The 21087-nt window shown below is 61.8% G+C and carries 22 protein-coding genes; 12 read left to right on the top strand and 10 right to left on the bottom strand.

Features of this window, described 5'->3' with window-relative positions; all coding sequences use genetic code 11:
- Positions 1–62 precede the first annotated feature (62 nt).
- Complete coding sequence (locus ACIQ2A_RS03705) at positions 63–872, bottom strand: undecaprenyl-diphosphate phosphatase (RefSeq protein WP_398475879.1); 810 nt, start codon at positions 870–872, stop codon at positions 63–65.
- Between the two features lie 199 nt (positions 873–1071).
- On the opposite strand from ACIQ2A_RS03705, the gene ACIQ2A_RS03700 reads away from it, so the two are divergent.
- Both ACIQ2A_RS03700 and queG read left to right on the top strand, forming a co-directional pair.
- Positions 1072–1764 carry a glutathione S-transferase family protein gene (locus ACIQ2A_RS03700; RefSeq protein ID WP_398475877.1) on the top strand — a complete coding sequence of 231 codons (693 nt, stop codon included), beginning with the start codon at positions 1072–1074 and terminating at the stop codon, positions 1762–1764.
- Positions 1713–2900, top strand: coding sequence for a tRNA epoxyqueuosine(34) reductase QueG (gene queG / locus ACIQ2A_RS03695; protein ID WP_398475875.1), 1188 nt, complete (start codon positions 1713–1715; stop codon positions 2898–2900). Before ACIQ2A_RS03700 ends, queG begins: the two co-directional genes overlap by 52 nt.
- Positions 2901–3052: 152 nt before the next feature.
- Here the strand turns inward: queG and ACIQ2A_RS03690 are convergent, their stop codons facing one another.
- A complete protein-coding gene (locus ACIQ2A_RS03690; RefSeq protein ID WP_398475873.1) occupies positions 3053–3517 on the bottom strand; it encodes a nuclear transport factor 2 family protein in 465 nt (154 codons plus the stop codon).
- 61 nt (positions 3518–3578) lie between these two features.
- Positions 3579–4361, bottom strand: a complete 783-nt coding sequence (locus tag ACIQ2A_RS03685; RefSeq protein WP_398475871.1) for an alpha/beta hydrolase — start codon at positions 4359–4361, stop codon at positions 3579–3581.
- Between the two features lie 82 nt (positions 4362–4443).
- On the opposite strand from ACIQ2A_RS03685, the gene ACIQ2A_RS03680 reads away from it, so the two are divergent.
- Both ACIQ2A_RS03680 and infC read left to right on the top strand, forming a co-directional pair.
- On the top strand, positions 4444–4572 hold the full coding sequence (locus ACIQ2A_RS03680) for a hypothetical protein (protein WP_398475869.1): 129 nt from the start codon (positions 4444–4446) through the stop codon (positions 4570–4572).
- A gap of 68 nt (positions 4573–4640) precedes the next feature.
- On the top strand, positions 4641–5180 hold the full coding sequence (gene infC / locus ACIQ2A_RS03675; RefSeq protein WP_398475987.1) for a translation initiation factor IF-3: 540 nt from the start codon (positions 4641–4643) through the stop codon (positions 5178–5180).
- Positions 5181–5351: 171 nt separating this feature from the next.
- Here infC and ACIQ2A_RS03670 read toward each other — a convergent pair whose 3' ends face one another.
- The gene (locus ACIQ2A_RS03670; RefSeq protein ID WP_211911126.1) at positions 5352–5498 is read right to left on the bottom strand and encodes a hypothetical protein; all 147 of its coding nucleotides are present in this window, start codon (positions 5496–5498) and stop codon (positions 5352–5354) included.
- Positions 5499–5794: 296 nt separating this feature from the next.
- On the opposite strand from ACIQ2A_RS03670, the gene rpmI reads away from it, so the two are divergent.
- The 5 genes from rpmI (at position 5795) to ACIQ2A_RS03645 (ending at position 10855) form a co-directional block, all read left to right on the top strand.
- Positions 5795–5995 carry a 50S ribosomal protein L35 gene (rpmI, locus tag ACIQ2A_RS03665; RefSeq protein ID WP_002717744.1) on the top strand — a complete coding sequence of 67 codons (201 nt, stop codon included), beginning with the start codon at positions 5795–5797 and terminating at the stop codon, positions 5993–5995.
- Between the two features lie 70 nt (positions 5996–6065).
- Positions 6066–6425: a 50S ribosomal protein L20 gene (gene rplT / locus ACIQ2A_RS03660; RefSeq protein WP_398475867.1), complete on the top strand. Its 360-nt coding sequence runs from the start codon at positions 6066–6068 to the stop codon at positions 6423–6425.
- A gap of 181 nt (positions 6426–6606) precedes the next feature.
- Entirely contained in the window at positions 6607–7689 is a 1083-nt protein-coding gene (gene pheS / locus ACIQ2A_RS03655) for a phenylalanine--tRNA ligase subunit alpha (RefSeq protein ID WP_398475865.1), read from the top strand.
- Complete coding sequence (gene pheT / locus ACIQ2A_RS03650; RefSeq protein ID WP_398475863.1) at positions 7686–10091, top strand: phenylalanine--tRNA ligase subunit beta; 2406 nt, start codon at positions 7686–7688, stop codon at positions 10089–10091. Before pheS ends, pheT begins: the two co-directional genes overlap by 4 nt.
- Positions 10088–10855, top strand: coding sequence for a sulfite exporter TauE/SafE family protein (locus ACIQ2A_RS03645; RefSeq protein ID WP_398475861.1), 768 nt, complete (start codon positions 10088–10090; stop codon positions 10853–10855). Before pheT ends, ACIQ2A_RS03645 begins: the two co-directional genes overlap by 4 nt.
- Here ACIQ2A_RS03645 and ACIQ2A_RS03640 read toward each other — a convergent pair.
- Positions 10852–12270, bottom strand: coding sequence for a flavin monoamine oxidase family protein (locus ACIQ2A_RS03640; protein WP_398475859.1), 1419 nt, complete (start codon positions 12268–12270; stop codon positions 10852–10854). The genes ACIQ2A_RS03645 and ACIQ2A_RS03640 overlap by 4 nt on opposite strands.
- Positions 12271–12464: 194 nt before the next feature.
- Between ACIQ2A_RS03640 and ACIQ2A_RS03635 the strand changes: the two genes are divergently transcribed.
- Positions 12465–13337 (top strand): YiiX/YebB-like N1pC/P60 family cysteine hydrolase, encoded by an 873-nt coding sequence (locus ACIQ2A_RS03635; RefSeq protein ID WP_398475856.1) that lies wholly within the window; start codon positions 12465–12467, stop codon positions 13335–13337.
- 101 nt (positions 13338–13438) lie between these two features.
- Here ACIQ2A_RS03635 and ACIQ2A_RS03630 read toward each other — a convergent pair whose 3' ends face one another.
- The 3 genes from ACIQ2A_RS03630 to ACIQ2A_RS03620 all read right to left on the bottom strand — a co-directional run bounded on the left by ACIQ2A_RS03630 (position 13439) and on the right by ACIQ2A_RS03620 (position 16737).
- Positions 13439–14290, bottom strand: coding sequence for a carbohydrate ABC transporter permease (locus ACIQ2A_RS03630; protein ID WP_398475985.1), 852 nt, complete (start codon positions 14288–14290; stop codon positions 13439–13441).
- Positions 14291–14316: 26 nt separating this feature from the next.
- A complete protein-coding gene (locus ACIQ2A_RS03625; protein ID WP_398475854.1) occupies positions 14317–15189 on the bottom strand; it encodes a carbohydrate ABC transporter permease in 873 nt (290 codons plus the stop codon).
- A gap of 165 nt (positions 15190–15354) precedes the next feature.
- Positions 15355–16737: an ABC transporter substrate-binding protein gene (locus ACIQ2A_RS03620; protein ID WP_398475851.1), complete on the bottom strand. Its 1383-nt coding sequence runs from the start codon at positions 16735–16737 to the stop codon at positions 15355–15357.
- Positions 16738–16878: 141 nt separating this feature from the next.
- Here ACIQ2A_RS03620 and ACIQ2A_RS03615 point away from each other — a divergent pair, with 141 nt between their 5' ends.
- Positions 16879–17628: a sulfate transporter family protein gene (locus tag ACIQ2A_RS03615; protein ID WP_398475849.1), complete on the top strand. Its 750-nt coding sequence runs from the start codon at positions 16879–16881 to the stop codon at positions 17626–17628.
- Between the two features lie 138 nt (positions 17629–17766).
- Here ACIQ2A_RS03615 and ACIQ2A_RS03610 read toward each other — a convergent pair whose 3' ends face one another.
- Positions 17767–19536 (bottom strand): caspase family protein, encoded by a 1770-nt coding sequence (locus tag ACIQ2A_RS03610; protein ID WP_398475847.1) that lies wholly within the window; start codon positions 19534–19536, stop codon positions 17767–17769.
- Between the two features lie 224 nt (positions 19537–19760).
- The gene (gene nth, locus ACIQ2A_RS03605; RefSeq protein ID WP_398475845.1) at positions 19761–20531 is read right to left on the bottom strand and encodes an endonuclease III; all 771 of its coding nucleotides are present in this window, start codon (positions 20529–20531) and stop codon (positions 19761–19763) included.
- A 22-nt stretch (positions 20532–20553) separates the two neighbouring features.
- On the opposite strand from nth, the gene ACIQ2A_RS03600 reads away from it, so the two are divergent.
- A complete protein-coding gene (locus tag ACIQ2A_RS03600; protein WP_398475843.1) occupies positions 20554–21069 on the top strand; it encodes a DUF2244 domain-containing protein in 516 nt (171 codons plus the stop codon).
- Positions 21070–21087 lie beyond the last annotated feature (18 nt).

The raw sequence follows: 21087 nt of genomic DNA, 5'->3' as shown, positions 1-21087 counted from the left end.
CGTCCGCTGATGGCGGCGACCCTAGAGCTCAGGTTTTAATAAGTTGTTTACCGACAGGACGCTTACGCGCCGAGCGCCAGCGCGATCAGGCCAAGCGTGCCGACAATCACGCGCCACCATGCAAACAGCGCGAAGCCGTGGCGGGTGACGTAATTCAGCAGGGTCTTCACGACGAAGATCGCTGTGATGAACGAGACGGCGAAACCGATGGCGATGATGACAGCGCCATCCGACGTGATGTCATTGCGGCTCTTGTAGAGATCATAGGCAAAGGCGCCGACCATGGTCGGGATCGCCAGGAAGAACGAGAACTCCGCAGCGGCGCGCTTGTCGGCGCCCATCAGCATGGCGCCCACAATCGTGGCACCCGAACGCGACACGCCGGGGATCATGGCCACGCACTGGCAGCAGCCGATCTTGAAGTAAGTGAGCAGCGGAAACTCGGTGGCATCGTGATGCACCGGCTGCAGATCGAGCTGATCGACCCAGAGCAGAATGGCTCCACCGACGATCAATGTGAAACACACGACCCAGGGATTGAACAGATAGCCCTTGATGTAGCCGCCAACGGCCGCGCCGAGCACGGCTGCCGGCAGGAAGGCAATCAGCACGCCGATCACGAAACGGCGAGCGGCTGCATCGCCCTTGAACATATCGAGCGCGATCCGCCACAGTTTGCCGAAATAGATCGAGAGAATGGCGAGAATGGCGCCAAGCTGGATCAGGATTGCAAAGCTTTTCCAGAGACCGATCTCGTCGAGTCCCAGAATGCGTTCGACGAGAAGGACATGGCCCGTGGAGGACACCGGCAGGAATTCGGTGGCGCCCTCGACAACGCCGAGAATCACCGCCCTCAACACATCAGACATCATCGACTTGCCGTCCTGATTTTTGCGGGCCTCAAAAAGCCGGGTTCTTCTCGCTTATTCCCTGCATTGCTGCAATCGCAAAAAGCGTGCAATCGCGCCTTGCCTCTCATGCGCGCTTCGCTAGTTTGGCGCGCTTCGCGCATCATTTATACCACCGCGACCGAGACGCTTTGTTAACGCCGCTTCCTTAACCAAGGCCCGCATGTACACGCTCTATCATCACGCGTTCTGTCCGCATTCGCGCTTCGTTCGTCTTGTTCTCGGCGAATATGGCCTGGACTTGACGCTGGTCGATGAGCGGCCGTGGGATCGGCGTGAGGATTTTCTGAAGCTCAATCCGGCGGGAACCACGCCGGTGCTGGTCGCCGAAGACACACCGCCGATTCCCGGTGCCAGCATCATCGCCGAATATCTCGACGAGGTGCATGGGCATGAAGCCGGTGATCGCCGGCTGCTGCCGACATCCATGGCCGAGCGCATCGAAGTGCGCCGCCTGATGGCCTGGTTTAACGAAAAGTTCTTCGAGGAGGCCTCCGGTCCTCTCGTCACCGAACGCATCTATAAGCGCTTCATGAGCGAGGATATCGGCGGTGGCGCGCCATCGATGGACGTGATTCGCGCAGCCAACGCGAATGTGCGCTATCATCTGGCCTATATCGGCTGGCTGGCGCGGACGCGAAACTTCCTGGCCGGCGACCGAATGACGTATGCGGATCTGGTCGCGGCAGCGCATCTGTCGGCGATCGATTACCTGGGCGATGTGCCATGGAGCGAGGACGACGCAGCGAAGGCCTGGTACGCACGGATCAAGTCGCGTCCGTCGTTCCGACCGCTGCTGAGCGAGTGGCTGGCGGGCGTGCCGGCCTCGCGGACCTATGTGGATCTCGATTTCTGAGCGCTGACGGCGCCACGCCACTCCCAGCCGATCTGAAGGACAGACTTGCGCGCGAGGCGCAGGCCCTGGGTTTCGAGGCGATCGGCATCACCGATCCCGCGGCCATCGATGGCGCACGCGTGAAGCTGGAGGCCTTTCTCGACGCCGGCGCGCATGGTGAGATGGAGTGGCTCGCCGACAATCCCGCCCGCCGCGCCGATCCGAAGGTGATGTGGCAGGATGTCCGCTCGGTAATCATGCTCGGCATGAATTACGGGCCCGACGAGAATCCGATGGCGATTCTCGCCGAGCGATCCAGTGCTGCGATTTCGGTCTATGCCCGCGGCGACGACTATCACGACCTCATCAAGAAGCGCCTCAAGCAACTTGCGCGCTGGCTGATCGCCGAAGCCGGCGGCGAGGTGAAAGTCTTCGTCGATACGGCGGCGGTGATGGAGAAGCCGCTGGCGTCGGCGGCGGGTCTGGGCTGGCAGGGCAAGCACACGAATATGGTGTCGCGGGAATTCGGCTCATGGCTGTTTCTCGGCGCCATCTTCACCACGCTTGACCTGCCGCGTGATGAGCCGATCACCGATCGCTGCGGCTCCTGCCGTTCATGTCTCGACAGCTGCCCGACATCGGCTTTCATCGCGCCCTACCGCCTCGATGCGCGACGCTGCATCTCCTATCTCACCATCGAGCATAAAGGCCCGATCCCGCACGAATTCCGCAAAGCCATGGGCAATCGCATCTATGGCTGCGACGACTGCCTCGCGGCGTGCCCGTGGAACAAGTTTGCGCAGGAAGGGCGTGAAGCCAGGCTCGCGGCACGCGATGAATTGCGCGCGCCGACGCTGGCCGAGTTGTCGAAGCTGGATGATGCCGCATTCCGTGCGTTGTTCACGAAATCGCCGGTGAAGCGAATCGGCCGCAATCGCTTTTTGCGAAACGTGCTGATCGCGATTGGCAATTCGGGCGATGCGGCACTGATCGATGATGCGATGCGGCTGTTGCACGACGATAACCCGCTCGTGCGTGGCGCTGCGGTTTGGGCGCTGGGCCAGCTGATGTCGGGCGATGCGTTTGCAGAACTCGGGACAACCATCGATCACGATGAAGATGTTCGTGCCGAATGGCGTAACGCGCGCGCATTGTAGGCTGCGCTTTCTTTGAACTCCGCCTTCATCCTGAGGAGCGCGAAGCGCGTCTCGAAGGATGGCCCGAAGCTCCGGCGCCCTCCATCTCATGGTTCGAGACGCGCGCAAATGCGCGCTCCTCACCATGAGGGACAGTGTATGGGCGCTCGCTCCTACAGATGCCTCTTCATCTCCTCGCGCGCCTTGAGCGCTGCGCCCTGTTTGCCGACGATTTTCGCGATCCGCTCCGGCGCGAAATTGAGATCGACAAAAGCCGGTGCCGTGTTCGCGACTTCCTGATAGCTCACGATCAGCCCATTGCGCAGCGTCATGATCGCAACACCCTCGAACATCGCGCGCTTGCCCTGCGCTTCCGGCAGTTTCGAGCGATAGCTGAACGTATAGCGCGCATAGAGCGTGACGCCGTTGCTGACGGGATCATGCATGTCCCAGCGGAAATCCTCGGCGGTCTCGTAGAAATGATGGTCGATCATGTCGGCGATTTTTGCGCGACCTGCGAAGGCACCGTAGAATACGTCGTGATAGACGCCGTCTTCAGTAAACAGGTTGGCAAAGCTCTTGCCGTCGCGCGTTTCGACGGATGAGCAGAACGTCCGCAACATGGCGGTCGTATCCATGGCGTTTCTCCGGAAGGTTTGTTGTTGACGACAAACCTACCGGAAGAGACCGTCAGCGCAATCAGAACTCCGCCACCGTCACCAGCAGCCGTCCGATATCCTGCGGCCGGGACAGGCGATGATCGCCGTCCTGGATCATGGTCAGCACCACGTCTTCACTCGGCAACCGTTCGGCCAGTCGGAATGCGTGCTGCCATGGCACGTCCGGATCCTGCCGGCCCTGCAGGATGCGCACGGGGCAACCGACATCGATGGAGCCGCCGAGCAGGAGATGATTGCGCCCCTCCTCGATCAGCCGCTTCGTGATCGGATAGGGCTCGCCGTAGTCCGACGGCCTCAGCCATTGCCCGGTGGCCTCGATCTCCGCGCGGATTTCCGGCGAAAACTGTTTCCACATCAGCTCTTCGGTAAAATCCGGCGCCGGCGCGATCAGCACCAGCGCCCGCAGCGAGGCACGGCCGGCCTTGCCGCGTTTGGCAATGGCGCGCGCCAAAAGCAGCGCCATCCAGCCCCCCATGGAGGAACCGACCACGATCTGCGGACCCTGACAGCCTGCATCAAAGGCGGCGAGACCGTCCTCGAGCCAGTCGCCGATGGTGCCATCGGCAAAGTTACCGCTGGATTCGCCATGCCCGGAATAATCGAACCGCACACAGGCGCGGCCGTGCTGCGCGGCCCATTCGTCCAGCGCCACCGCCTTGCCGCCCTGCATGTCGGATTTGAAGCCGCTCATCCAGAAAACGCCCGGCGCCGCACCTTCGCGGACCCGCATGGCGATCTGCCGGCGCGCAGCGCCGCTGCCGACGGTGATGAAACTGGGATCGGGCGCCGTCGCCGTGGTCATCGGACGATCTCCATCCTGCTGGAACTGCGGTGGTGTTTGCTGGAGCGAGGCTGGAACGTCAACGCCAGCACGGCGTTTCCGGATGGAACTGGCGCTTGCGGAACAGCGCGCGGCACTCTATGTGGGCTGCGTCCGGTTGGCGGACGATTTTGTCGGGTCCGTCGTGGCGCAAATGCTGCTGATTGAAGCGATCTGGCGCCGCGTTGCGTGAGTTTGCTTGCTCAAAACGCCTTATTCCGACAAAGTGCCGCCTTCCATCACAACCTTGGAGAATATCCCATTCGCCGTCCGAACAGAGCCCCGCCCACTGCAGCCAAAGATGGGCCGCGCACCAACGATGAAATCCGTAATGCCCAGATCCAGCTGATCGATCAGGAAGGTGTCAATCACGGCACCATCGAGACGATGCTGGCGATCAAGATGGCTGCTGAGGCCGGCATGGATCTCGTCGAGATTTCGCCGAACGTGGCGCCGCCGGTCTGCAAGATCATGGACTACGGCAAGTTCAAGTATTCGGCGCAGAAGAAGGCCGCCGAAGCGCGCAAGCGTCAGAAGACCGTCGAAATCAAGGAGATCAAGCTCCGCCCGATGATCGACGATCACGACTATGGCGTGAAGATGCGGGCGATGCAGCGGTTCTTCGAAGAAGGCGACAAGGTCAAGATCACCTTGCGCTATCGTGGCCGCGAAATGGCGCACCAGGAAATCGGTACCAAGCTGCTCGACAAGGTGAAGGCGGATGTCGCCGAATTCGCCAAGGTGGAGCAGGACGCGAAGTTCGAAGGCCGCCAGGTGGTCATGGTTCTGGCCCCGCGTTAAGCGACCGGACCAATCAAGAGTTTCGGCCCGTCAATTTGGCGGGCCTTTTCTTTTGGCGATTGCGGGATCGTAGGATGGGTTGAACGAAGGCGCGAAGCGCCGGAGTGATACCCATCACGGCCGGGCGCTAATGGTGATGGGTTTCGCTTCGCTCAACCCATCCTACGGCCGTCAGCCCAGAACGAACGAAAGCGCTCCGGCGAGAGCCGTCACAGCAGCGAGGCCAGCGGCCACGAACAGCCAGCCGGCGGCGGCTTGCGCGGCGGATTCTTGCTGGATGGCGACCGCGCGGGCGGCGGTGCGTCGATTGCGGACCATTATTGGTGTCCTTTCAATGATCGAATGCTTCGCAGCAGATAGGCATGCATAGCCGAGTCGGCCAGTCCAGAACCAGTTTTTCGGCTAAAAGTTGCGATCGCTTAAACGTTGCCAAGCTGTCGCATCTCTGCCATAAGCCCGGCTTCGTCGACCGGCTGATCAAGGGCTGCCGTGGCGACGTCCGTGACGATTGATTTCATTCCGGAAATAATCGAGCACAATCAACGCTCTAACGAGCATTTTCGGCCGATGCAGCGCCCTCCGGGGCGTTTTCTGCGTGGCTAGAGGAGAGCAAAATGCCCAAGTTGAAGACCAAGTCGGGCGCTAAAAAGCGCTTCAAAGTCACCGGCACCGGCAAAGTTGTGTCGGCCCATGCCGGTAAGCGCCACGGTATGATCAAGCGGACGAAGAAGCAGATTCGTCAGCTCCGCGGCACCCGCGTGCTGTTCAAGACCGATGGCGACAATATCAAGCAGTACTTCCTGCCAAACGCCTGATCCCCTGCCACTGCGCCCTGTGCGCGGTGCATTCACCCCCTTTTGTTATTTCAGATGAAGGAGATCAGTCATGGCTCGCGTTAAACGCGGTGTGACGGCTCATGCCAAGCACAAGAAAGTCTACAAGCTCGCCAAGGGTTTTCGCGGTCGCCGCAAGAACACCATCCGCGCCGCCAAGGCCGCCGTCGACAAGGCCGGCCAATATGCGTTCCGCGATCGCAAGCGCAAGAAGCGTACGTTCCGCGCCCTCTGGATCCAGCGCCTCAACGCTGCCGTCCGTCCGCTCGGCATGACCTACAGCGTGTTTATCAACGGTCTTGCCAAGTCCGGCATCACTGTCGACCGCAAGGTTCTGTCTGATCTCGCGATCAACGAACCGGCGGCGTTCAACGCGATCGCTGAGAAGGCCAAGGCTGCTCTCGCAGCCTAAACCTCTCCGCTTCTCGCGGATCTATCGACATTGTCATGGCCGGGCAGAGGCGCTTCAAGCGCCCCTGTTCCGGCCATTGGCGTCTTAAATCCCTGCAAAACCGTGCTGTAGAACGGCGCACCCGAACTCCTTCGGGGACGACGACAGCAAGAGGCGCATGCCTCTTTGATCGAGGTTGCCGATGTCCGACCTGACGACGCTCCAACAACAAATTCTGGCCGATATCGCCGGTGCATCCGACGAAGCCGCACTCGAAGCCGTGCGCGTCGGCGCGCTCGGCAAGAAGGGCTCGATCTCCGCGCTGCTCGCGACGCTCGGCAAGATGACGCCGGACGAACGCAAGACCGAGGGTGCTGCGATCAACCTCGCGAAGGATGCCGTCTCGCAGGCGCTGACCGCGCGCCGCGACGTGCTGAAGAGCGCAGCCCTTGATGCACGCCTCGCGTCCGAAACCATCGACGTCACGCTGCCGCTGCGCGAGAATCCGGCCGAGCTTGGCCGCGTGCATCCGCTGAGCCAGACCTGGGACGAGCTGACCACGATCTTCGCCGATATGGGCTTTGCCGTCGCCGAAGGTCCGGATATCGAGACCGACGACTACAACTTCACCAAGCTGAATTTCCCCGAGGGCCATCCGGCCCGCGAGATGCACGACACCTTCTACTTCAATCCGAAGGAAGACGGCTCGCGCCTGCTGCTGCGTACGCACACCTCACCCGTGCAGGTGCGCACCATGCTGAGCCAGAAACCGCCGATCCGCGTGATCTGTCCGGGCCGCACCTATCGCAGCGACAGCGACCAGACGCACACGCCGATGTTCCATCAGGTCGAAGGCCTGGTCATCGACAAGACCTCGCATCTCGGCCACCTCAAATGGATTTTGCAGGAATTCTGCAAGGCGTTCTTCGAGGTCGATCACGTCAATATGCGCTTCCGCCCGTCCTTCTTCCCGTTCACCGAGCCTTCGCTGGAAGTCGATATCCAGTGCCGCCGCGACAAGAACGAGATCCGTTTCGGAGAAGGCGAGGATTGGCTCGAGATTCTCGGCTGCGGCATGGTGCATCCGAATGTGCTGCGCGCCTGCGACATCGATCCCGATGTGTATCAGGGCTTCGCCTGGGGCATGGGTATCGACCGTATCGCGATGCTGAAATACGGCATGGCTGACCTTCGTCAGCTTTTCGAGGGCGATGTGCGCTGGCTCAACCATTACGGCTTCAAGCCGCTCGACATGCCGACTCTGGCCGGAGGACTGAGCACGTGAAATTCTCCCTCTCCTGGCTGAAGGACCATCTCGACACCGACGCAACGCTGGATCAGCTGAGCGAAAAGCTCACCATGATCGGGCTCGAGGTCGAGCATATCGAGGACAAGGCAAAACTGCTGGCGCCGTTCACGATCGCCGAGATCGTGGAAGCCGTGCAGCATCCCAATGCCGATCGCCTGCGCGTCTGCACCGTCAATGTCGGTGAAGCCCAGCCGCTGCAGATCGTCTGCGGTGCGCCGAATGCACGTGCCGGACTGAAGACCGTACTGGCCCGCCCCGGCACCTATATTCCGGGCAAGGATTTCACCATCGGCCTCGGCAATATCCGCGGCGTCGAAAGCCAGGGCATGCTGTGCTCGGCCGGCGAACTCGGCCTGCCCGATGCCATCGACGGCATCATCGAGCTGCCGGCCGATGCGCCGGTCGGCGCGGTGTATCCGGACTGGGCCAAGCTCGGCGATCCCGTCATCGAGATCAATCTCACGCCGAACCGCCAGGATTGCACCGGCGTTGCCGGCATCGCGCGCGATCTGGCGGCCGCCGATATGGGCGTGTTCAAGAATCCCGGCATCAAGCCGATCAAGGGTGAATTCCCGTGCCCGGTGAAGGTGACGGTCGAGGACGCAAAACTGTGTCCGGGCTTTGCGTTGCGCCTCGTGCGCGGCGTCAAGAACGGCCCATCGCCGGAATGGCTGCAGAAGAAGCTGACCTCCATCGGCCTGCGCCCGATCAACGCGCTGGTGGACATCACCAACTACCTGACCTTCGATCGCGCCCGGCCGCTGCATGTGTTCGACGCGGCCAAGGTGAAGGGCGATCTCGTCGTGCGTCGCGCCAAAGACGGCGAGACGCTGCTGGCACTCGACGGCAAGACCTACAAGCTCGACGACAAGATCTGCGTCATCGCGGACGAGTACGGCGTCGAATCGCTGGCCGGCATCATGGGCGGCGAAGCATCGGGCTGTTCGGACGACACCACCGATGTGCTGATCGAGTCCGCGCTGTGGAACGAGATCAACATCGCCCAGACCGGTCGCAAGCTCGGCATCAATTCGGATGCGCGCTATCGCTTCGAGCGCGGCGTCGATCCTGTCTTCATGGTGCCAGGCCTCGAACTCGCCACCAAGCTGGTGATGGAGCTCTGCGGCGGCACGCCGTCTGAGAGCATTGTCGTCGGCAAGAGCTATGGCGAAGATCGCCTGATCGACTTCCCGATCGCGGAAGTGAAGCGCCTCGCCGCCATCGATGTGCCGTTCCCGGAAATGCGGATCATCCTCAACCGGCTCGGCTTCTCGGTCGCCGGCAATGGTCCCGTGGTGAAGGTCGCGGTGCCGTCGTGGCGCATGGACGTCACGGGGAAGGCGGACATCGTCGAAGAGATCATGCGCATTGTCGGCGTCGATAAGGTGCCGCTGACGCCGTTCCCGCGTGGCGATGCCCAGCGCAAGCCGGTGCTGACCCAGATCCAGCAGCGCACCCGTCGTGCCAAGCGCGGGCTGGCTGCGCGTGGTCTCGTGGAAGCTGTCACCTGGTCGTTCATCTCGAAGCCGCATGCCGAAGTTTTTGGCGGCGGTAAGCCGGAGCTCGCGCTCGCCAATCCGATCGCGGCCGATCTCTCGGACATGCGCCCGAGCCTGCTGCCGGGCCTGATCGCGGTGGCCCAGGCCAACGCCCATCGCGGGTCATCCGATCTCGCGCTGTTCGAAGTCGGCCAGATCTTCAAGGGCGACCGCCCGCAGGATCAGTTCATCGCGGCGAGCGGCGTCCGTCGCGGTCTGGCTTCGTCGAATGGCACTGGCCGTCACTGGACCGGCGCCAGCGCAGCCAATGCGCTCGATGCCAAGGCTGACGCCTTCGCCGTGCTCGCGGCCGCGGGCGCACCAATGCAGGCGCTGCAGATCGTTCCCGGCGGCGCCGACTGGCTGCATCCGGGCCGTTCGGGCACGATCCAGATCGGGCCGCAGAACATTCTCGGTCATTTCGGCGAGTTGCATCCGCGCACGCTGGAAGCGCTCGGCGCCGATGGCCCGCTGCTGGCTTTTGAGGTGATCCTCGATCGCATCCCCGATGCCAAGCAGAAGGCGACACGCGCGAAACCGCTGCTGGAGCTCTCGGCCTTCCAGCCGGTGTCCCGCGATTTCGCCTTCATCGTCGATCGCAAGGTGAAGTCCGGCGATATCGTCAAGGCGGCAGCCGGCGTGGACAAGAAGCTGGTCACTGGTGTGACCGTGTTCGACATCTATGAAGGCAAGGGCATCGACGACGACAAGAAGTCGGTGGCCATCGCCGTGACCATCCAGCCGCGTGAAAAGACCCTCACCGATCAGGAGATCGATGCGGTGGCGGCCAAGATCGTGGCTGAGGTGACCAAGAAGACGGGCGGCACGTTGCGCGCATGATCAATGGACTGGGCCTCGCGCAATATTCGACAGCGTCGCTCACCGTCATCGCCGTGACCGCCTTCATCGCCGGGCTCGCACGCGGATTTTCCGGGTTCGGCTCGGCGCTGATCTTCATCCCGCTCGCCTCCAGCGTCGTTGGCGCAATCGTGGCATCGCCGCTGCTGTTGCTGATCGACTTTCTCACCACGCTGACGCTGATCCCAAATGCGGCGCGGCGCGCCGACAAGCGCGACGTCAGCATCATCTCGCTCGGCGCGCTGATTGGCGTGCCGCTCGGCACCATGGCGCTTGCGTGGGCTGATCCGCTCACGGTGCGTTGGGGAATCGTTGTCCTGATCGTCGCGTTGCTCGCATTGCTGATCTCGGGCTGGCGCTATCCGGGCAAGCCGACTGTGCCGGTCACGATCAGCGTGGGCGGCCTCGCCGGCTTCTTTGGCGGACTGGCGCAGCTCGGCGGTCCGCCTGTGGTGCTTTACTGGCTGCGCGATGCCGCCGTCGCCGCAGTCGTCCGCGCCAATATCATTCTTTATTTCGCGATTGCCGACGTGCTGATCATCATCAGCTACACGATCGGCGGCCTGTGGAGTTCGGCGGTCCTTGGACTTGCAGCAATCACCGGCCCGCTTTTCGGCCTCGGCCTCTGGATCGGCTCAAAACTGTTCGGCAAGGCCAGCGACGAGCTGTTTCGCAAGATCTGCTACACGCTGATTGCAGTATCTGCGCTGGTCAGCCTGCCGCTGTTCGACGGGCTGTTTCGCTAATTCGTACCAAATCCACCCGCACTGCTCGATTGCGGCGGCGCGCGGCGTTTCTGCTTCTTCGCAGGCTTTGGCTCGGCCTCCGGATCCTTCACTCCGCCGATCCGCTTCAGTGCTGCATCCGCTGCGCGTTCGCCGGTTTCCCAGGCGCCATCGACGGTGCCATACAAGGTCTCATGCGTCGCTTCGCCGGCGATGAAGAGATTGCCTATCGGCTCGGCCAATACGCGCCGCGACGCCTGGCCGCCAGGCACTGCTGCAGACATGGCGCCGAGAATGAAGGGCGACGCATTCCAGCGCGTGACCTTGCTGCGCTGGATCGCAGCCTTCACATCGCTGCCGAACAGTTTTGTCAGCCACTCCGTCGCAAAGCCCGTCATCGCGGCTTCGCCTTGCGCCGCAAGGGTGCGGCCGAATGAGCCGGCGACATCGACCGTGCATAGCGATGAGCCGTTGATATTGGCAAACAGCGCGCCGGTGCGCGTGCTCGTGCTCTGCTCGATCATCAATTCATCGCGACCGAGGCCGAGCGGATTGCCCTTCAGCTCGAGCGCGATGCGATCGTAACTGCCAAGCGTGAGTTTGGACGCCGCATCGAGCTGGCGCTTCGGCAATTCCGGCGTGAACTTGATCGCCCCCGCATTCAGCACATTGCTCGACACGGTGACGATCACCGCGCGGGCCGCAACGCGCCCTGCTGCCGTCTCCACGCCGATATCGCGGCCGCTCCAGGTGACCCGCGACACCGGCGTCGACAGCACGACCGGCACGCTCTCGCCGAGCTTCGCCATCAACGCACCGAGCCCTTGCCGCGTCGCGACCGAGATGGCGCGGTCTTCGGCGCGCGACTGATCCAGGGTCGAGAGGTCCTTGAGATCCTTGCCGGTGGCATAGGCGCCAAGCCCGAAATCGACGGTGCCGGCCCAATCACCGAAATCCTTCGGCAGCACGGCCGCGCAGGAGATATCGCCACGGCGTGCAGCATCGTCGATCGCGCGGGTGGCGCGCACGAAAGTCGCAAGCAGCTCCTCGGTTTCCGCCGCACGCGCATTGCGGCGGCCGATGCGCAGTTTCTGGCTTGGCGAGGGGGCGACATCGATACCGGCACCGCGCGCGAGCTTCACCAGCACATTGGTCTCCGGCGTGTGCAGCCAGCGGGCGCCGAGATCGAGCGGAACATCGAAAGTTGAACTGTCGGTCGCGCAGCGGCCGCCGATCTGTGCCGAGGCTTCCAGCACGATGACCTTGCGCCCTGCCGCCTGAACGCGGCGTGCCGCTGCAAGCCCGGCAGCACCCGCGCCTATCACAACCACGTCAGCGTCGCGCGGCAATGTCGCAGCCTGTGCCCTTGCGCTGAACCATGGCGCAAGCGTCAATCCAGCCGACGCTGAGAGAAATGCGCGGCGAGAGAAAGTCATGACATGGTTTCCGAAAGTGCAACTGGCATGAGAACGTCCCGCGAACTTTGCAGTATTCGCCTGCGCACAGCAACCCTCATGGTAAATCCCGCGTTGATGTCGCTGCTCACGCATGAACCAAATGGCAATGGCTGGCGTCCATGATGAAGGCAGGGACAAAGCGGTCGATACGAACCGCAACCGGGGTCAGCGTCATGGGCATCATGCTCGATACGGTCGGGAAACTGATCGCCAGATATCTGCAGAAGGAAGTGCCGGGTTACGAACCGTTTACGCCCAGCGATCCCGAGCGTCTGCATGATGTCATCCAGGAAGGCGACGTGCTGCTCGTCGAGGGCAACAACCGCGTCTCCGGCATCATCAAATATCTCACCCAATCGACCTGGTCGCATGCAGCACTCTATGTCGGGCCGATCGACGGCGCCGTGGAGCCCAATGGCGAGCCGCATGTGCTGATCGAGGCGAATATCGGCGAGGGCGTCACCACCGCGCCGCTATCAAAATACTTTGCGTTCCACACGCGGCTTTGTCGCCCGGTCGGCCTGTCCTATGAGGATCGCACCACGGTCTGTCGCTACGCCATCAACCGCGTCGGCTTCGGCTACGACACCAAGAATATTCTGGACCTGATGCGCTTCCTGATCCCGCTGCCGATCCCGCAGCGCTGGCGACGGCGGATGATTGCGATCGGCTCCGGCGACCCGACCAAGATCATCTGTTCGGCCCTGATCGCCCAGGCTTTCGAAGCGGTGCGCTATCCGATCCTGCCAAAAATCACCCGCGCCGGCAGCCGGCAGGCGCGGCGCGAGATCCTGCATATTCGCCATTCATCGCTCTATATGCCGCGCGATTTCGACATCTCGCCCTATTTCGAGGTGGTGAAGCCCACCATCGAGCTTGGCTTCGACTACACAGCCTTGCACTGGGCCGACAAACCAAAGCCGCTCCGGGAGGTGGCGGGCTCGGTCGATCCGTTTCCAGGACCTGTCGAAGCACCGGGATTCGCGGCGGAAGCCGCGAGCAACGAAGCGATGGTTCCGCAAGCGATGAGGCAGGTGGCGGCGTGAAACCGTAGGGCGGATTAGCGAAGCGCAATCCGCCGCGGCGTTTCCACCATGCATTCGGCCGGCGGATTACGGCTTCGCCTGATCCGCCCTACATCACTGGATCACGACTTGACCGCACCCGCGGTGAGCCCGCCCACCATGTAGCGGCGGAACGCGTAATACACCGCGGCCGGCGGCAACGCGTAGATGAAGCCGGTGGTCATCAGCAATTCCCACGGCGAGTCGTCGGCAGCCAGAAAGTTGCCGAGCGCGACGGGCAGTGTGATCTCGGTGTCTTTCGAGAGCAGCAGGAACGCATAGAGATACTCATTCCAGGCTAGCAGCAGCGCATAGGTGCCGACGGCCACCAGCGATGGCAGCATCAGCGGCACATAGACCATGCGAAACAGCTGCAGCGGCGTGGCGCCGTCCATGATGGCGGCTTCATCCAGCTCGACGGGCAGTTTGTCGGAGGCCTGTTTCAGCACCCAGATCGCATAGGGGGAGGCGATGGTGACCATCGCCAGGATCAGCGACCAGTGATTGTTGAGCAGGCCGTAATTGCCCATGGTGCGATACATCGGCACCGCGAGGAATGCAGCCGGAATGAAATAGGTGAACAGCGCGAGATTCATCACGGTGCGGCCGCCGCGCACGCGCAGGCGCGAAATGGCGAAAGCTGCCAATGTGGCGATGATCAGCGTCAGCACGCCGGCGGCGATCGCAATCACCACCGAATTGCCGAACTGGACCCAGAAGTCGCGCAAGAAATAATGCTGCTGATTGAAGACGATGCGGAAATTCTGCAGCGTCGGATGATCGGGCCACAGCTTGCCGGCAAAGGCATCCTGCTTCGGCGAAATCGCGAACAGGAACATGTGATAGATCGGGATCAGCGTCCAGATCAGCACGGGAATTCCGATCAGCAGCAGTTTGGCTTCATTGCCGATCTCACGCAGCGTGGGCATACGCATCGTCGAGGCTTTGATCGCTTGGGCCTTCATCGCGAGAGCCTCTTCATCATGAAATAGACCAGCGGCAGCACCAGCGGCATCGCGCAGACGATGGACGCCATTGCGAGATCGAGCTGGTCGAGCCGGAGATAGCGGATACCGAGCGTCGCCAGCACATGGGTGAGATCGGCGGGCCCGCCACCCGTGAGCAGATAGACGCTGTTGAAATCACCGAGCGTCCAGATCATCGAGAGCAGGGTGCAGGTCAGATATAGCGTCTGCATCGACGGCCAGGTGATGAAGCGGAATTTCTGCCACCAGCTGGCGCCGTCCACATCGGCCGCCTCGAACATGTCGGTGGAGATGGCGAGCCGCCCGGTCATCAGGATCAGCGTCCAGAACGGCAGCGACTTCCAGATATGGACCATGATCGCCAGCGTCAGGCCGATGGCGGGATCGTTGAGCCAGTTGGGGCCGTCATCGCCGGTGAACTTGAAGATCAGGTTATTGATCACGCCCCATTCCGGATTGAACATGAAGCGCACCGACAGGATGGTCGGGATCGACGGCACCGCCCAGGGCAGGATGAACAGCACCGACAGCCAGCGGATCCAGGTGCGCGTCTGCACGAAGAAGCCGGACAGGAAGAGGGCGATCAGCATTTTCACATTGATGCCGATGATCAGGAAGATCAGCGTGTTGACGACCGCGCGCGCGAAAACGGGATCGTTGTAGAGCGCGACATAGCTGGCGGGATGGCGTGCGAGCCAGAGGCCATAGCTGATCGGATAGACCACGAAAGCGAGGAAGACGAGGATATAGGGCGCGAGCATGAGAATGCCCCAGACCTGCGGGGTCGAGAACCGCGCGGAGAGGGGACGGGAGGTGGTGGAAGGCGTGGTGTAGGTGATCGCCGTCATGGGATTTGCCTGTCATTCCGGGGCGGGATCGACGCCGGAGGCGTCGAAACAGAGCCCGGAATCTCGAAGTGATGGAGCTCTGATACTGGCTCCGGCAGGTGATAGAGCGGCATGAGGTTCCGGGTTCGCGCGACGCGCGCCCCGGAACGACGCGTATGATGCGGCTTAGCCCGCGATTTCCTTGATCCGTGCGATCAGCTCATCCACGGCCTTCTCCACCGGCACCTTCTCGCTGACCACGCGGTTCATGGCCTTGGCCCACACATTCTCGTTGTTGAGCATGGTGAACTTGTAGTTCTTGGTGAAATCGAACGGCGTGGTGCCGCCCATGAACTGGGTGTAGACCGCCTTGCGATGCTTGTCGGCCTGCCAGAAAGGCGAGGCCTGACCCGCCTTGGTCACCGGAAACCAGCGGCCCAGCGCGCCTTCCACATAAGGCTGCAGGTTCTCTTCCTCGAGCAGGAACTTGACGAATTCGCGCGCGCCGGCCTTGTTCTTCGATTGCGAGAAGATCATGCCGGTCTTCACATCCGAGCGATATTTGATCGGCGTGCCGTCCGGCTTCAGCGGGAAAGATGCGGTGATGATCGTGTCTTCATACGCCTTCTTGCCGGCCGCGCGCTGCTCGGGCGTCAGCGTCTGGTTCTGCGAATCCTCGAACCACTTTGCCGCGATCGAGATCGTGAAATTGTGGGTCATGATGATGCTGCGATTGTGGAAGGCGACATTGTTGTCGGGATCCTTCCACGTGGTCGAGGACGGTGGCGTACAGCCCTTGACATAAGTATCGGTGTAATCGCGCAGCGCCCCGATCAGGCCCTCCTTCACCTTCGGATCGTCCACCGTCAGCTTGCCGTCGTCGTCCACCAGCTTGACGTTATAGGCATCGATGAAGGTGTAGAACGACTGCAGCGAGTCCGTGGACTCCACGCCCATCGGCTGGCCGACACCATAGGCGCGGCTGCCCGAGGCCTTGCGATAGGCCGGCTGCACCTTGTCGCACCAGAATGACCAATAGCCCTTCCAGTCCTTGGGAATATCCTCGACCTTGAAGCCTGCCTGCTGGAGCATGTCGCTCCAGATCTCCACATGCATGGATTGCTGCTTCAGCGGAAAGCCGTAATAGCCCTTCTTCTTGGTCTGTCCGTTCATCAGCAACGCGGTTTCCACCGTGTTGGGCGCGAACTTGTCCATCATCGGCTTGAGAACATCCGTGATGTCCTCAAGCTTGCCTTCAAAAGCCCATTTGCCGGAGGCCTGAACGTCATAGGTGTCGGCATAGGCGACATCGGGCGGCGTGCCGGAATCCAGCGCGGCCACCGTTTTCGGGATCATGTCCTGAATGGCGTATTGGGAGAGCTCGACCTTGATCTTGGTCTTCTCTTCGAACTTCTTGATTGCCGCCAGCAGCGATTCATCTTCGGATTTGTAAAAGCCCTTGCTGAACCAGACGGTGATGCTCTGCTGGGCGAAGGCAGGCGCCGCGCTCAGGAAAAATCCGGAAGCGGCAGTCGCAAACAAAAGCGCACGGGTACCCTTGGTGATCAAGACATCGTCCTCCCTGGTGATCTTTTTTGGGGAGACTACCCCTTTCTATTTATCCGTCCAGTGAAGAAGTGGATGTTGCGCTGCACTTGTCTGACAACTTTGCAGTTGTTACGTGTTCGTGATTGCAAGGAGAAAAATCGAATGCTCGCTGCGGCCTTCAAGGCGCTCTCGCAAATTTTGTCGCCACCGATGCGCAGCATCCTGTGGAAGTCGATCGGCATGGCACTGGTGTTCATCACCGTGCTGGCGATCGGCATGCAGCGTTTCCTGAACTGGGCCGCCACCGCCGGTGGCGTCTGGGCCGAGGGTATGGTGGGCTCGGACTATCACAGCATGGTCTCGGTGCTGACCTGGATCCTGTCCATCGCGGCCGGGCTCAGCGTGGTTGCCGGCGCGATCTTCCTGATGCCGGCGATCACTTCATTGGTGGCCAGCATTTTTGTCGATGATGTCGCCGATATCGTCGAGCGCGAGCATCATCCGGCCGAACGCGCAGGCACCGCGCTGCCGCTCGGCAACGCAATCTTCGAGGGCGGCAAGACGGCATTGCTGACGATCGGCGTCTATCTGATCGCATTGCCCTTCGTGTTGTTTGCCGGCATCGGCTTTCTCATCTTCTTCATTGCCACCGCGTGGCTGCTTGGCCGTGAATATTTCGAACTGGCCGCGATGCGCTTCCGCTCGCCTGCGGAAGCCAAGGCAATGCGCCGGCAGCATTCAGCCACCGTGTTCACGGCCGGACTGTTCATCGCCGCCTTCGTGTCGATCCCGATCGTCAATCTTGCCACGCCGCTCTTCGGCATGGCGTTCATGGTTCACATGCACAAGAAGCTCAGCGGGCCACGGCCGGAGCTGATCGAGCCGGGGCGGGTGAAGGCGCCTGTTGCGTAGAATTTCAGTACTCCTCCCTCATCCTGAGGAGCGCGCAGCGCGCGCGTCTCGAAGGATGGCCGCATACTCCTGAGCCAAGCGATCTCATGGTTCGAGACGGCGCTATGCGCGCCTCCTCACCATGAGGGGCAGAGCTTACTACTTCGCCGCCACGAAGTAAAAATCCTGCCGCCCCGAAATCGAGCCATAGCTGAACGGCTTCTGCTTGCGTTTGGTCAGGTCCATCACATCGTCGCGGACGTAGTCGAACAGCCGGCGCACCTCGAGGCCGGGCGTCGGCAGGTTCTTCACCAGTGCCGTGGCGAACGGGCTGTTGGCACCGGCGCCATCGAGCGCAACTTCGCCATCCTTGGCGGCATAGACGACCATCGTACCGGCTTCCGGCTCGACCGCAGCCAACCCCTGCGAGGTCGAGCGCGAGGCCACTTCCAGCGTGCGCTTCATCTTGTTGGCGAACGGATTATTGCGACAGGCATCAAGGATGACGAGGCGCAGTTTCTTGGCGCGCTCGGCGGCATTGAGGATCTGCCCGAGCGGCACCGCCTCGAATTCGATGTCGCGATCGACAGCGATGCGCGCATCGACGGGAATGAGATAGTTCACGCCACCGACTTCCATGCCATGGCCGGCATAATAGACGACCGCCCAGTCCGCCGCCTCGGCCTGCACGGCGAATTCGCGCAGCGCCGTCATCAGCGCATCCTTGCGCAGGTCGGTGAGGACGGTGACCGTGGAGAAGCCGGTTTTCTTCAGCGTATCCGCCACCAGCGCGGCGTCGCGCCTTGGATTGGTCAGGGCCGACACGCTGCTATAGGCGGAATTGCCGATCACCAGCGCGATACGGCGATCACGCGGCCCCAGCGGCAATGTTGCCGTCGGTGCTGCAGCGGCGATCACCGGCGCGACCGCAGCCGGTCCGCTGGCGCCGGGCGGCGCTGCCGAAGGCGCAGTCGGCACGGTGGATGCGATCGAGGGAATTTTGATCGACGATGGCGGTGTTGAGGTCGATGGGACAGCGGACGGCGCAGTGCTGGTGCCCTCCAGTGCTGCCAGCCGCTCGCGTGCCTTGTCGCGCGCCCATTTTCCGTTGGCATATTTCTCCGGCAAGGTCAGCGCGACGGTGAAGTCGTTGCGTGCCAATGCCGGCTTGCCGAGCGCCTCCTGCGCCAACCCGCGATTGGCATAAGCAGCGCCAAATGACGGATCGAGCTTGATGGCTTCGGAGAGATCCGTGATGGCGCGATCAAACTGCTTCTTTTTCAGCAGGATGTTGCCGCGATTGTTGCGAGCCAGCGCATCGCGCGGATCGATACGAATGGCGTCGCCATAATCAGCGATGGCCCGATCGTCATCGCCTTTGACGCCGTAGACAAAGCCGCGATTGCGATAGGCAAAACCATTCTTCGCATCAAGGCGGATCGCATCACTGAAATCGGCGATGGCGCGGTCGCCGTCGCCGCGGACGCGATGGAGATCACCGCGGCTGGTGAAGCCCGCGACATTGCGCGGATCGATGCGTATCGCTTCGCTGTAGTCGGACAGAGCGAGATCGAGATCATTCTTGGCCGCATAGGCCTTGCCGCGGCTGACATAGGCATCCGCATAGCGCGGATTGAATTCGATCGCTCGGCTGAAATCGGTCAGCGCGAGCGCGACGTCGGAAGGCGCAACGCTGCGGCTCCAGCGGTTCATGAACTTGATGCCGCGATTGCGATAGACGATGGCGCGGTCATTGCCGCGATAGCGACCGGATGTAACCTGCCGATCGCAGGCAGCAATCTCGCCGTCAAAATCCTGGCCGGGATAGATGCAGGCGCGCTTGTCGCTCTCGAAATCGGCGTAAGCGGGTGTGATCGACGGGCCGGCAATGACGAAAGACGCAATCAGCAGCAATATGGCCTTGAACATCCATTTCTCCCAATTGCCGCATTGTGGGTTTGGCAATGTGATGAAAATGGGTCGAAAGCGGGTGAGGGCCGGGTTCCATCATGCCATGCTCGGTCCCTCATGGTGAGGAGGCGCGCAGCGCCGTCTCGAACCATGAGATGGCGTGGCTCTGAGTCCGCGGCCATCCTTCGAGACGCGCGCTTTGCGCGCTCCTCAGGATGAGGGGTAGCGTGTGTCGCAGCAGGTCAGACCACCGTCTTCTCCGGCCACCGGCACAGATCATTGATCAAGCACACCTCGCAACGCGGTTTCCGTGCCAGGCACGTGTAGCGGCCGTGCAGGATCAGCCAGTGATGCGCATGCAGCATGAACTCGTCGGGAATGACCCGCTCAAGCTCCAACTCCACATCCAGCACATTCTTGCCCGGTGCCATATTGGTGCGGTTGCCGACGCGAAACACATGCGTGTCCACCGCCATCGTATGTTCGCCAAACGCCATGTTGAGCACGACATTGGCCGTCTTGCGCCCCGCCCCCGGCAGCGACTCCAGTTCGGCACGGGTGCGCGGCACCACGCCACCGAAGTCGCGGATCAGCTTCTCCGACAGCGCGATGACGTTCTTTGCCTTGGTGCGATAGAGGCCGATGGTCTTGATGTATTCGCGGACCGTCTCCTCGCCGAGATCGATCATCTTCTGCGGCGTATCGGCGATCGGAAACAGCGCGCGCGTGGCCTTGTTGACGCCGGCATCGGTGGCCTGCGCCGACAGCACCACGGCGACCAGCAGCGTATAGGGATTGAGATGTTCGAGCTCGCCCTTGGGCTCGGGGTTGGACGTCTGGAAGCGTGAAAAAGCTTCATGAATCTCGGCAGCCGTCCAGCGCTTCAGCTTGGTCGTCTTCGGCTTGGCTGCCTTTTTAACGACTTTGGCTTTCGCCACCGCTTTCTTCGCCACAGCGGCTTTTGCAACGGGGGTCTTCGCGCGGGCGGCAGGCTGGCGGGTGATTTTCGGCATCAGGGGGATATAGTGGGCGCCGATGACACAGGGCAACGACTTTCACGAAGCCGAGCCGAAGCTGTTCACCGCGCTGCTGCGTCCGCACCGCGCGCTGAGCCGCAAGGGCTTTCTCGTGCTGATGGCCTGCGTCAGCGTCGTGTCATTTGGCGCCGGCATGATGTTTCTCTGGATGGGTGCCTGGCCGGTATTCGGCTTTTTCGGCCTCGACGTGCTGGCAATCTATGTGGCGTTCAGGATCTACGACCGCCGCGCCAGGGCGACGGAGGAGATCACCGTCACCCTTTCGGAAATCCGTGTCCGCCGCGTCTCCCCGCGCGGCGATGTGGTGGAATGGGCGTTCAATCCGCTCTGGGTGCAGGTGGATCGCGTCGAGCACGCTGAATTCGGCATCGAACAGCTGTTCCTGGTCTCGCGCGGCCGCCGCGTGTCGATTGCGCGGTTCCTAGGCGCCGAGGAAAAGGCGAGTTTCCTCAGTGCGTTGCTGGACGCCCTGCAGGACGCCCGGCGCGGCCCGAGCTACAATCCGGTGACATGATGGCTGATCTGGAATCGG

The sequence above is a fragment of the Tardiphaga sp. genome, assembly GCF_044336785.1.
Taxonomy (GTDB): domain Bacteria; phylum Pseudomonadota; class Alphaproteobacteria; order Rhizobiales; family Xanthobacteraceae; genus Tardiphaga.
This window is presented reverse-complemented; position numbering and strand designations above follow the sequence as displayed.

Coding starts and splice junctions, on each gene's coding strand:
- ACIQ2A_RS03630 (WP_398475985.1), bottom strand. CDS start 14,290: ATGCGTATGCCCACGCTGCGTGAGATCGGCAATGAAGCCAAACTGCTG.
- ACIQ2A_RS03625 (WP_398475854.1), bottom strand. CDS start 15,189: ATGACGGCGATCACCTACACCACGCCTTCCACCACCTCCCGTCCCCTC.
- ACIQ2A_RS03705 (WP_398475879.1), bottom strand. CDS start 872: ATGATGTCTGATGTGTTGAGGGCGGTGATTCTCGGCGTTGTCGAGGGC.
- pheS (WP_398475865.1), top strand. CDS start 6,607: ATGTCCGACCTGACGACGCTCCAACAACAAATTCTGGCCGATATCGCC.
- ACIQ2A_RS03640 (WP_398475859.1), bottom strand. CDS start 12,270: ATGACTTTCTCTCGCCGCGCATTTCTCTCAGCGTCGGCTGGATTGACG.
- ACIQ2A_RS03670 (WP_211911126.1), bottom strand. CDS start 5,498: ATGGTCCGCAATCGACGCACCGCCGCCCGCGCGGTCGCCATCCAGCAA.
- rplT (WP_398475867.1), top strand. CDS start 6,066: ATGGCTCGCGTTAAACGCGGTGTGACGGCTCATGCCAAGCACAAGAAA.
- ACIQ2A_RS03645 (WP_398475861.1), top strand. CDS start 10,088: ATGATCAATGGACTGGGCCTCGCGCAATATTCGACAGCGTCGCTCACC.
- rpmI (WP_002717744.1), top strand. CDS start 5,795: ATGCCCAAGTTGAAGACCAAGTCGGGCGCTAAAAAGCGCTTCAAAGTC.
- ACIQ2A_RS03615 (WP_398475849.1), top strand. CDS start 16,879: ATGCTCGCTGCGGCCTTCAAGGCGCTCTCGCAAATTTTGTCGCCACCG.
- ACIQ2A_RS03685 (WP_398475871.1), bottom strand. CDS start 4,361: ATGACCACGGCGACGGCGCCCGATCCCAGTTTCATCACCGTCGGCAGC.
- nth (WP_398475845.1), bottom strand. CDS start 20,531: ATGCCGAAAATCACCCGCCAGCCTGCCGCCCGCGCGAAGACCCCCGTT.
- ACIQ2A_RS03610 (WP_398475847.1), bottom strand. CDS start 19,536: ATGTTCAAGGCCATATTGCTGCTGATTGCGTCTTTCGTCATTGCCGGC.
- ACIQ2A_RS03700 (WP_398475877.1), top strand. CDS start 1,072: ATGTACACGCTCTATCATCACGCGTTCTGTCCGCATTCGCGCTTCGTT.
- ACIQ2A_RS03635 (WP_398475856.1), top strand. CDS start 12,465: ATGGGCATCATGCTCGATACGGTCGGGAAACTGATCGCCAGATATCTG.
- ACIQ2A_RS03600 (WP_398475843.1), top strand. CDS start 20,554: ATGACACAGGGCAACGACTTTCACGAAGCCGAGCCGAAGCTGTTCACC.
- ACIQ2A_RS03690 (WP_398475873.1), bottom strand. CDS start 3,517: ATGGATACGACCGCCATGTTGCGGACGTTCTGCTCATCCGTCGAAACG.
- ACIQ2A_RS03680 (WP_398475869.1), top strand. CDS start 4,444: ATGGAACTGGCGCTTGCGGAACAGCGCGCGGCACTCTATGTGGGCTGC.